Annotated in this window: 9 protein-coding genes; 8 read left to right on the top strand and 1 reads right to left on the bottom strand. The window is 43.0% G+C overall.

Annotated features, from left to right (window positions below):
* Positions 1–40: 40 nt before the first annotated feature.
* On the bottom strand, positions 41–778 hold the full coding sequence (locus AACQ21_RS02005; RefSeq protein WP_181185521.1) for a glycosyltransferase family 25 protein: 738 nt from the start codon (positions 776–778) through the stop codon (positions 41–43).
* A 178-nt stretch (positions 779–956) separates the two neighbouring features.
* On the opposite strand from AACQ21_RS02005, the gene waaF reads away from it, so the two are divergent.
* From waaF to AACQ21_RS01965, 8 genes are read left to right on the top strand one after another with little or no spacing between them, the layout of a single operon-like run.
* A complete protein-coding gene (gene waaF, locus AACQ21_RS02000) occupies positions 957–1,994 on the top strand; it encodes a lipopolysaccharide heptosyltransferase II (RefSeq protein WP_105976455.1) in 1,038 nt (345 codons plus the stop codon).
* A complete protein-coding gene (locus AACQ21_RS01995) occupies positions 1,991–3,031 on the top strand; it encodes a glycosyltransferase family 9 protein (RefSeq protein ID WP_105976454.1) in 1,041 nt (346 codons plus the stop codon). The genes waaF and AACQ21_RS01995 overlap by 4 nt, the downstream gene beginning before the upstream one ends.
* Positions 3,032–3,042: 11 nt before the next feature.
* Positions 3,043–3,837, top strand: coding sequence for a glycosyltransferase family 32 protein (locus AACQ21_RS01990; protein ID WP_181185520.1), 795 nt, complete (start codon positions 3,043–3,045; stop codon positions 3,835–3,837).
* 1 nt (position 3,838) lies between these two features.
* A complete protein-coding gene (gene waaA, locus AACQ21_RS01985) occupies positions 3,839–5,104 on the top strand; it encodes a lipid IV(A) 3-deoxy-D-manno-octulosonic acid transferase (RefSeq protein ID WP_105976452.1) in 1,266 nt (421 codons plus the stop codon).
* A gap of 14 nt (positions 5,105–5,118) precedes the next feature.
* Entirely contained in the window at positions 5,119–5,499 is a 381-nt protein-coding gene (locus AACQ21_RS01980; RefSeq protein WP_088732963.1) for an HAD-IIIC family phosphatase, read from the top strand.
* The gene (locus tag AACQ21_RS01975; protein WP_105976451.1) at positions 5,490–7,073 is read left to right on the top strand and encodes a capsular biosynthesis protein; all 1,584 of its coding nucleotides are present in this window, start codon (positions 5,490–5,492) and stop codon (positions 7,071–7,073) included. The genes AACQ21_RS01980 and AACQ21_RS01975 overlap by 10 nt, the downstream gene beginning before the upstream one ends.
* Positions 7,070–7,813: a glycosyltransferase family 2 protein gene (locus tag AACQ21_RS01970; RefSeq protein ID WP_094144870.1), complete on the top strand. Its 744-nt coding sequence runs from the start codon at positions 7,070–7,072 to the stop codon at positions 7,811–7,813. Before AACQ21_RS01975 ends, AACQ21_RS01970 begins: the two co-directional genes overlap by 4 nt.
* Positions 7,810–8,739: a WavE lipopolysaccharide synthesis family protein gene (locus tag AACQ21_RS01965; protein WP_105976450.1), complete on the top strand. Its 930-nt coding sequence runs from the start codon at positions 7,810–7,812 to the stop codon at positions 8,737–8,739. Before AACQ21_RS01970 ends, AACQ21_RS01965 begins: the two co-directional genes overlap by 4 nt.
* The last annotated feature ends 39 nt before the right edge of the window (positions 8,740–8,778 follow it).

The following is an 8,778-nucleotide window of genomic DNA, read 5'->3' as shown; positions in this document are numbered from 1 at the left end:
AACCAATAATGGTGATAATAAAAATAACTTTTCTATATGATTAATTTTTTTGTTTTTTATAAGCATTATTTGCTAAAGCCATTTTTACTTTGCGGTACAGTGAGTACAATTCACGAGTGGGTTTTCTGTACAATGGAGCCTTGGGTTGCTGTTCGTTTTGAAACGTTGTGTCAAAGTATTGAGGATTTGCAACCACACTTGGTAGGAATAAGAATGAAGGCATCTGATGCAAATATAGTGACCCCATATAGTTATCAACAGGCATCGACCAGCACTGTGAAGACTTAAGTAATTTCGTTGCTGCATCAGGAGAAAGTGCATAAGCTCTAGCGCCACCAAAATTATTACTTAGAAAATAGATGTCATAGTTATTTTCCTGTTCCTTCAAGAACAGTTCACTGCGATCACAAGCTTCCTCCAATCTCAAAAAGCCATATTCTTGGGTTTTAATTTTGATTAGATCAATAAAATGTATAAAGCAGGGTAATAGCTCAGCATCATCCTCTAAAACAATGATCGGCTCATTCAAGTCAACACTCTTTTGCCAGAGTAGATAATGGCTCGCGTAGCAGCCCATCTCCCCTTTTGAAGGCATTTTACCACTGGTAAACCATAACCGCTTGGTATAGTCATAATTGGCAAATAAAGGGTGTGGAGGAACAACTCGACCATCAATCGCATCAAAGAACTCAAAATCCAGGCCGTAATTAGCCATTTGTTGCTCAATGGATGCTCGTCTTTCTAGGCTGTTTTTAAGGCTAATAACGTAGATTTTCATCACAAAAACTCGAATTTCTATAATATGCTCGCCAATATGCTGCACAATACTTATTCTCAGATTGAGGCGGATTAGAGCATATCTTGCCTAGCATTTGAATGCATTTGTTAACAGAAATTGAGTTTTATCAAACGAACGCTGTGCTAGAATGGCCGTAAAATAAGAATGACGGTGAAAAATGAAGTTACTGATTGTGGGTCCTTCATGGGTAGGCGATATGGTGATGTCACAAAGTTTATATCAACGCCTTAATCAACAGCACCCTGATGCACAAATTGACGTTCTAGCCCCCGCTTGGTGCAAACCTATTTTGGAACGCATGCCAGAAGTGAATTGCGCGATTGAAATGTCGATTGGACATGGCGCTTTTAATCTTGCTGGTCGGTGGGCGCTCGCCCAAGAGCTAAAACGCAACAATTACACTCATGCCTATGTCTTACCAAATTCGGCAAAATCAGCACTCATACCGCTATTTGCGGGTATTCCTTCTCGAACTGGCTGGAAGGGTGAGTTTCGCTACGGCTTACTTACTGATCTTCGCCCTAATCGTAAAGTGTTCCAGTATATGGTTGAACGCTATGTGGCTCTTGCTTATTCAAAAGAAAGCATGCTCGATAAAGTACAGCTAGAAAACTGCCCTCATCCTTCTTTATTAGTTGATAGCAAAGCTCAGCAATATGCCATTTCAAGATTAGGCTTATCGACAACCAAACCAATTGTCGGTTTATGCCCAGGGGCTGAGTTTGGTCCGGCTAAAAGATGGCCTGACCACTATTATGCTCAAGTTGCACAACACGCTATTGAAAGCGGCTATCAAATCTGGCTTTTTGGCTCGACCAAGGATAGCAAAGTATGTGACCTCATTCGTTCAGCACTTAGCACCGAACAACAAAAATATGCCTTTAATCTAGCTGGACAAACCTCACTTGTTGAAGCTGTGGATCTGTTGGCTGCTTGCCATACCGTCATCAGTAATGATTCAGGATTAATGCATGTCTCCGCCGCCGTAGGTTGTAATATCGTCGCAATTTATGGATCAAGCTCACCGCAATACACGCCACCGCTAACTGAGCGCTTAGAAATGGTGTATACCGATATTGAATGCCGCCCATGCTTTAAACGAACCTGCCCATTAGGGCACTTAAATTGCCTAAATCAACTGCAACCGGTGCAAGTTATTCAAGCTTTAGATAGATTTATTGGAAAAGATTCATGAAACACCTCTGGTTTGAAAAAGGGGCTTATGCCTCGAAGGCCGCGCGCCAATACTTGAATGGTTATTTTAATCCTTTAGCGATCAAGAAAATTGCCGTCATTCGCCATGCTGCGCTCGGTGATCAAGTCATTGTGCGCCCCTTTTTGATTGAAGCTCGGAAGTTCTTCCCTCATGCAGAAATAACATTAGTCACCGTTTCAAACTACCTCTATGGAACACCAGCAGAGTTAGCGGATAAAACAGTGGTAATGAAAAGCCGTGAGGATTCAAAACACTTATCACTCAAGCAAAAATGGCAAGACTACAGCCAACTGGAAGAGCAAGATATTATATTTGATGTCGCTGGGACAAATCGCTCTTACTGGATGACATTACTGACTAAAGCAAAACTCAAAGTTGGCTTTCCTTACACGCCATTTTTATGTGGCACCTTGTATAACTTGGCAGTATTTCGCTCTGACTTTCAACCAGAAGTAGAATGCATGCTCGATATGCTTAAAATCCTTGGCCACAGCCCAAGCTATCCTCTCGATTTTGCCTACCCAGACAACAGGCAACTTTGTGATTTTGAGACACCTTACCTTGTCTATTTCAGTGGAGCTTCGCAGCTGAGAAAAATCTTATCTAAGCCTGAAATGCGTGCTGTCATCGAGCAAACTATTGAGCAGCAACCCAATGTAAAACATGTCTTCCTTGAGGGAAAAAATGAGTTTGAAAAAGGTGAGTATCTACAAAATCTTGCAAAGGCTGGAAAATTAACGATTCAGCCATGCTTACCTTTAGATGAATTAGTCACGTTTATTGCGAAAGCAACGTTAGTGATTGCTCCAGACACTGGCATACGCAATGTGGCCATATCGACCCACACACCAACTGTTGGTATTTTTTACGCTACCGTCCCTTTTCGTTATACACCATTGTATGAAACACATACGATCGTGATGAATGCCAATGGTGAAAAGCCTTCTACTGAGCAAATTACTGCAGCGATTACTGCCACGTTGAAACAGCGCTCGATAACCGAAAAAAACAGATAGGATCAATCAATATGAGCCAAGTAACTGTATTAATCGCAAACCGATTAATCCGCTTGACCGGGAATATTTTTAAAATGCTCGCTTACCCATTTCATTGGGTGTTTCCAAAATTGCGTTTTACCATTCCTGCCTATTCACCAGCAAAATGGACTCGTTCTAATCGCAGTGCTATTCCACGTACAATTTGGCAAACCAACTTTACCGATCAAGCCTCCCTACCCGTTTATATTAACTACTTATTTAATCGATTAATGTCGCTCAATTGTGACTATCACTATGTAAGTACCGAAGCCCGTGGTGAGTATTTACGAACCCACGCATCAACTGAAATCTATGATGCTTACATGCGGCTAACCAACGGCGCTGCTCAAGCCGATTTATGGCGTTTAGTAGTACTCAATAACGAAGGGGGCGTCTATATGGACATTGACGCAACTTTGGTATGGTCTCTCGATAAACTGATTGGCGATGAGCAACAAGCGGTTTACATAAAGATTGACAACAATACTCGTTTTACCAACTACTTTATCGCCTCAGCACCCAATAATAACGACCTCAGCCAAGCGATTGAAAAAGTACTGCATAACATTGAGAACTACGACCCTAAAATGGGCGTTTATTATTCAACCGGGCCTGGCGTATTTGATGAATTACTTAAAGGCAGAGAAGATCTTTGCACAAAAGATAGAAAATACGTTTGTATTCAAGGTAGTTTTACCAATGAACATTTTCAATATATAGATCGCCCTCGTTCGAAATGGACTCACATTAATCCGGATGATTTGGTAAAGAAAAAGGAACAGTAGAGTGGTGATTCGTGCTCTCTATACCTTACTTCTCTGTGTAGCTTCTCCTTTTTTAATGTGGGGCTTGTACAAAAATCGGCCGGGCAAGCCGTGTGTTGGTGCTCGCTGGAAAGAGCATTTTGGCTTCACACCACCGCTTAAAACTAATCAATCCCCTATTTGGATCCACGCAGTATCGGTTGGAGAAACGCTTTCAGTTTCTCCACTGATAAAAAAACTCAAATCACAATATCCTGATCAGCCGATTGTTATTACCACAACAACCCCCACCGGTGCAGAGCAAGCGGCTAAATTAGAAGAGCTTGCCGAGCATAGATATATGCCCTTTGACTTTTCTTTTGCCGTTCGTGGTTTTATAAAACGGATAAAGCCAAGCCAAATGCTGATCATGGAAACAGAATTATGGCCCAATACACTCAATACCGTAGCCAAAGCCAATCTACCCATTACAGTGATTAACGCACGTTTATCTGAACGTTCTTGTCAACGATACGCTAAATTTCAACCGATATTTAACTTATTAGCCTCTCACTTAACACGTGTACTTTGTCAGTATCCAGATGATGCACAGCGATTTATACGACTTGGTCTTACAAAGGAAAAAGTGTCTGTTACTGGTTCAATTAAATTTGATATTAATATTGATCAAGCAATCATACAAAGAGGCAAGCAGTTAAGATCTCATCTAGGGAGTGCGCGCCCAGTTTGGATTGCAGCCAGCACTCACCAAGGTGAAGATGAACAAGTGTTAGCCGCTCATGCCAAAGTACTTAAAGCACACCCTAGCGCACTGCTTATGCTTGTTCCGCGCCACCCTGAGCGATTTAATGCTGTTTTTGAGTTATGTAAAACACAATTTATGAGTGTGCGGCGAACTCAAACAGAGAATAAACTCGATCCAGAAGTACAGGTCTATCTAGCTGATACTATGGGGGAGATGCTAGTACTCATGGGATCTGCTGACATTTGCTTTATGGGCGGAAGCTTAGCGGGTGACAAAGTCGGTGGGCATAATTTACTCGAGCCAGCTGCGCTTGGTTTACCCATGTTGACTGGCCCAAGCTATTACAACTTCAGTGAAATCACTCAAGCCCTCAATCAAGCCGATGCTTGTGTGATCACACAAGATGCAGAGCAAATTGCACAAATGCTTTGTGAATGGTTCACTGATAACAAACAGCGTATTCATCGCGGCAAGCAGGGTTATCAAATCGTAGAACAAAACCGTGGCGCTCTTGCCAAAACACTTGAATATTTAGATTTATAAAGAGAATACTCTTAATGAAACGACTAATTGTTGATCTTGATGGGACACTAACTCAAGCCAATACTTCCGATTATAAAAACGTCCTACCGAGAATGGATGTGATTGAACAACTGCGCAATTATAAGCAAAAGGGGTTTGAGATTGTGATTTCAACGGCGCGTAATATGCGCACTTATGAAGGTAACGTCGGTAAAATCAATATCCATACTCTTCCTATCATTACTGAGTGGCTGGATAAACACCAAGTTCCGTATGATGAAATTTTAGTGGGCAAACCTTGGTGTGGGCACGACGGCTTTTATATTGATGATCGCGCCGTGCGCCCTACCGAATTTTCCTCAATGAGTTTGGAAGAGATCCACCAACTCTTCGAGAAGGAAAAATCATGTTCCTGATAATGTCTGGTGCCTACGTCGGGCAAGAATTGGAATCTGAATTTGGACGTATTCCACCTAGCTTTCTACCTTTAGGCAATCGACCTCTTTTCCAACATCAAGTCGCTTTAGCACCGCAGGGGGTGCAGATCTATCTCTCCTTGCCCGAGTCGTTTACCATCTCAGAAATCGACAGTCAGTGGCTTGAACAGCATCAGGTGACGATTATCGCTACGCCTGATGGGCTGAGCCTTGGCGCTTCTTTGGTTGCTGCACTCAATATTAGTGGCCACTCACTTAATGCACCACTGCACATCCTCTACGGTGATACGCTTTTTAACCAACTTCCTGTTGGAGATGATATTGTCAGCGTTTCGACCGCGAAAGACAGTTATAACTGGGCCGTATTGACTAATGATGAAGTTGATTGGCTACAAGATGCCAACACTCCAATGAATAGCGAAAGTCAACGGATTATCGATGGCTACTTTAAATTCAGCCGCCCACGTGAACTGGTTCGCAGTATTACACAGAGTGAGTGGCAATTTATTGCTGGTCTTAACCGCTACCATAAAAACGTAGGCTTAAGTGCCGTCAACTCGATTGGCTGGCTCGATTTTGGTCATGTGAATACTTACTATCATTCCAAAGCTGAATTCACAACTCAGCGCGCCTTTAATGAGCTCATTATAACCGCCAAATGGATTGAAAAATCGAGTATAAAGAACCAAAAAATAGCCGCTGAAGCTTACTGGTTTGACAATCTGCCGATGACAATGCGTGGTTTCATTCCACAATATTTAGGTAGTCAAAACAGCGAGGGGAAAATTTCCTATCGCTTAGAATATCTCTACCTCACTGCGCTGAATGAGTTATTCGTTTTTTCCAAGCTGCCAAGTCAAATCTGGCAAAAAATCTTAGCCAGCGCGGTGGAGTTTTTAAGCCTGTGCCTTGAGCAACCTACCGAGCCGAATGATCCCATCAATACTCTCGACATACTGTTTGCCGATAAAACCACTCTACGCCTTAACGAATTCTGTGCATCGCGACGCATCACGTTAGAAAAAAAGTGGCAATTTGCAGGACAAGATGTCTCGCTCGCGCAAATTCTGCGCGATAGCCAAAAACATCTGCCTAATGGAGAACCCTTACTGGGCGTCTTGCACGGTGATTTTTGCTTTAGCAATATTTTGTATGACTTCCGAGCCAACAAAATTAAAACGATCGACCCTAGAGGGATGACGCCTGACGGGCAGAAAACACTGTATGGTGATATCCGCTACGATTTAGCTAAGCTGAGTCATTCAATTCTTGGTTTGTATGATTGGATTATTGCCGGTTACTACCATGTTGAGATTGGCGACAAAGCGATCAAATTAAAGATTGCAGAGCAGAGCCAACATAAAGAGACGCAGCAAGGCTTTATCGAACTAATTGAACAGACTTTTGGCCTCACGGCGAAAAATCTCTACGCGATGCAAATTCAACTTTTCTTATCGATGTTGCCTTTGCATGCCGATGATCGCCGTCGCCAAGATGCCTTGTTTGCCAATGCGTTCCGTCTCCATCAAATTTTATTGAGGCTTGATCAATGATTGTGATCCCAATGGCGGGAATGAGTTCTCGCTTCTTTAAAGCCGGTTATACCCAGCCCAAATATATGCTTGAAGCCCACGGTCAAACCCTGTTTGAACACTCGGTCAGCAGCTTTGCTGCGTATTTTGCTAACACTCCGTTTCTGTTCATTGTGCGCAATGTTTACGACACCGCAGCGTTTGTGCGCGAAAAAGCCTCTCAGCTTGGCATTAAACAGTTTTACATTGCTGAATTGCATACAGAAACTCGCGGCCAAGCCGAAACGGTGACTTTAGGGTTAGAGGAATTAGCAAAGCAAGGCGTGGACTATCAAGGATCGATCACGGTGTTTAACATCGACACATTCCGCCCGAATTTTGTATTCCCTGACATTAGCCAACACAGTGATGGCTACCTAGAAGTGTTTCAGGGCAGCGGTAACAATTGGTCTTTCGCCAAACCAGAACATACCGGAAGCACCAAAGTGATCCAGACCGCGGAGAAAAACCCGATTTCCGATCTCTGTAGTACCGGGCTTTATCACTTCAATCGTAAAGAAGATTACTTGGAGGCGTATCGTGAATACGTTGCCAGACCTAGCCAAGAATGGGAGAGAGGCGAGCTATACATTGCGCCGCTCTACAATTTACTCATTCAAAAGGGGTTGAATATTCACTACCACTTGCTCGCACGCCATGAGGTCATTTTTTGTGGCGTACCAGATGAATACACGGACTTTTTGAGGCAACCACAACCATGATCAAGATTGATGATGAAGCGATCACCTTTGTTGTGCAGGGGCCAGTGCAAGCCAGTGCCAGTCGCCAGCAAATCGCTGGCATCACAGAGCAATGTTTGAACTCCATACGTCGCTTTTTTCCTAAATCGACCATCATTCTGTCGACTTGGAAAGGGCAGCCGTTGGATGGCCTTGATTACGACCAAGTGTTGGAATTGGATGATCCCGGCTCAAATACCGTTTTTTATGACGGTCAGCCACTCAAACTCAATAATAACCGTCAGATGTACAGTACCCACATGGGGCTGAAAGCGGTAAAAACGCCTTATGCGGTTAAGCTACGCACCGATAACCTGCTGACAGGTCGCCAATTTGTTGAGCTGTATGAACAATATGCCGATGTCCCCAGAGCACAGAATTATCAATTTTTGACTCAGCGGGTACTCACCAGCAGCACGTTTTTTATTTCGAGTCACTATGGGCATCCGGTTCATTTTCATAAAAGCGATCTGTTTGACTTTGGCCTGACCCGAGATCTCCTGACCATTTGGTCTGATCGCTGGATACCAGAATTACACTTTACGCTTAAGCCGGGCTACAAAGCACGCCACCCAGCAACAGAGCAAGTTTTATGTCTGAATTGGATCTCAGCGCAACTCAGTGAAGAGCACCATATCGAGAGTAAAACCTGCGATCATGCAGGGTTAGGTGAAGAGTTTTGGCCACAGTTTATAGCGAATAACTTACTGATTGATGGCCCAGAAAAACTGGGATTAGATGTGACTGAACGTTTCTATCAGCGAGGTAATCTAGCACTTGAGTATGATTTAAAAGATTGGCTGTATCTTAACCAAATAACATCAATCCCACGTGATAAGAAACGTCTGTACCGTTACTATAAAAATCAAGTTGGCCGTATACTTAAAAATCTCCATTCTTTGATTTAAATATCACTCTCTGACTTTAATAACAATAGGGGTTAACAT

This window comes from Vibrio sp. V01_P9A10T6 (genome assembly GCF_963877065.1).
In the GTDB taxonomy this organism is placed as follows: domain Bacteria; phylum Pseudomonadota; class Gammaproteobacteria; order Enterobacterales; family Vibrionaceae; genus Vibrio; species Vibrio anguillarum.
Note: the sequence above shows the minus strand (reverse complement) of the source record. Positions and strands in the feature narration are given on the sequence as shown.

Coding starts and splice junctions, on each gene's coding strand:
- AACQ21_RS02005 (WP_181185521.1), bottom strand. CDS start 778: ATGAAAATCTACGTTATTAGCCTTAAAAACAGCCTAGAAAGACGAGCA.
- waaF (WP_105976455.1), top strand. CDS start 957: ATGAAGTTACTGATTGTGGGTCCTTCATGGGTAGGCGATATGGTGATG.
- AACQ21_RS01995 (WP_105976454.1), top strand. CDS start 1,991: ATGAAACACCTCTGGTTTGAAAAAGGGGCTTATGCCTCGAAGGCCGCG.
- AACQ21_RS01990 (WP_181185520.1), top strand. CDS start 3,043: ATGAGCCAAGTAACTGTATTAATCGCAAACCGATTAATCCGCTTGACC.
- AACQ21_RS01980 (WP_088732963.1), top strand. CDS start 5,119: ATGAAACGACTAATTGTTGATCTTGATGGGACACTAACTCAAGCCAAT.
- AACQ21_RS01975 (WP_105976451.1), top strand. CDS start 5,490: ATGTTCCTGATAATGTCTGGTGCCTACGTCGGGCAAGAATTGGAATCT.
- AACQ21_RS01970 (WP_094144870.1), top strand. CDS start 7,070: ATGATTGTGATCCCAATGGCGGGAATGAGTTCTCGCTTCTTTAAAGCC.
- AACQ21_RS01965 (WP_105976450.1), top strand. CDS start 7,810: ATGATCAAGATTGATGATGAAGCGATCACCTTTGTTGTGCAGGGGCCA.